This is a genomic window from Actinomadura sp. KC216 (assembly GCF_004348535.1).
Classification (GTDB): domain Bacteria; phylum Actinomycetota; class Actinomycetes; order Streptosporangiales; family Streptosporangiaceae; genus Spirillospora.
In genome coordinates, this window is sequence record NZ_SMJX01000641.1 from 1 (window position 1) to 1,158 (window position 1,158).

The 1,158-nt window shown below is 74.2% G+C and carries 1 protein-coding gene; it reads right to left on the bottom strand.

Going from position 1 to position 1,158, the window contains the following annotated elements; all coding sequences use genetic code 11:
• Window positions 1–1,156 (bottom strand): bifunctional 3'-5' exonuclease/DNA polymerase (locus tag E1264_RS42730; protein ID WP_132183294.1); only part of this gene is annotated, 1,156 nt, incomplete at its 3' end.
• Window positions 1,157–1,158 lie beyond the last annotated feature (2 nt).

The following is a 1,158-nucleotide window of genomic DNA, read 5'->3' on the forward strand; positions in this document are numbered from 1 at the left end:
TCCCTGCTCCCTGTGGGGGGCCGACCCCCCACACCCCCCGGTTCGCTTCGCTCATCCCCTCGCCGCCCTCGTCGTGGAACACGTCGGAGAGCGCCGCGTAGAGGTCGCCGTGCGCGGCGGCGTCGGTGAACGCGCGGTCGCCCGCCAGGGCGGCGAGCACGCGCGGTTCGAGCTGCGCGGCGTCGGCGACGACCAGCGACCAGCCGGGGTCGGCGACGACGGCCTTGCGCAGGACGCGCGGGATCTGCAGCGCGCCGCCGCCGCTCGTCGCCCACCGCCCGGACACCACACCGCCGGCCACGTACTCGGGACGGAACCGCCCGCCGCTCACCCACGTGTCGAGCCACGCCCAGCCGTGCGCCGTGTGGAGCCGCGAGAGCTCCTTGTACTCCAGCAGCAGCGGCACGGCCGGATGGTCGAGCCGCTTGAGGACGTGCGCCCGCGTGGACGCCACCGGCAACCCCGCCGACGCGAACGCCTTGAGGATCTGCGCGGGCGAATCCGGATTGACGTGCACGCGCGGGCCGAACGCCGCGCTGATCTGATCGGCGAGCTCCTGGAGCCTGCGGGGCCGCAGCCCACCGGACGGACGCGGCCCGAGCAGTTCGGTGAGCAGCGCGTCGTGCTCGGCCGCCGACCAGGGCAGCCCGTCGTGCCCCATCTCGGCCGCCACGAGCGCGCCCGCCGACTCGGCCGCCGCGAGCAGCGCGAACCCGTCCAGCCCGCCGATGACCCGCTGCTGCTCCCCATGCACGGCCACGACCTGCTCGATGTCGTCGGCGGCCTCTTCCCGATCATCGTCGAACAGCGAAGGCTGCGGCGACTCTTCCTGTGGCGTCCGATCAGGAGGCACCGGCTCCCCACGCAACCGGGCCCACGCCGCCCGGACGGACCGCGGCTCCCCGTACCTGCCCGCATAACCGAGCAGAAGACTCTCGACCAGCTCCAGATCATGGCAGCGCCCCACCCGCACGCCCGCCTCGATCAGCCGCGGATAGAACCGCGCCGTAGACGCCCACACCCACCGAGGCGCGTCGGCCTTCTCCCGCTCAGCAACGGCCGCCACCAGATCCGGCACACGCTCGACGGGCCCCGCAGGCGAGCCGTCCTCCCCAAGAACGCGTAGGTCTCCCCCACCCCGCGTCCCAACCGCCACCG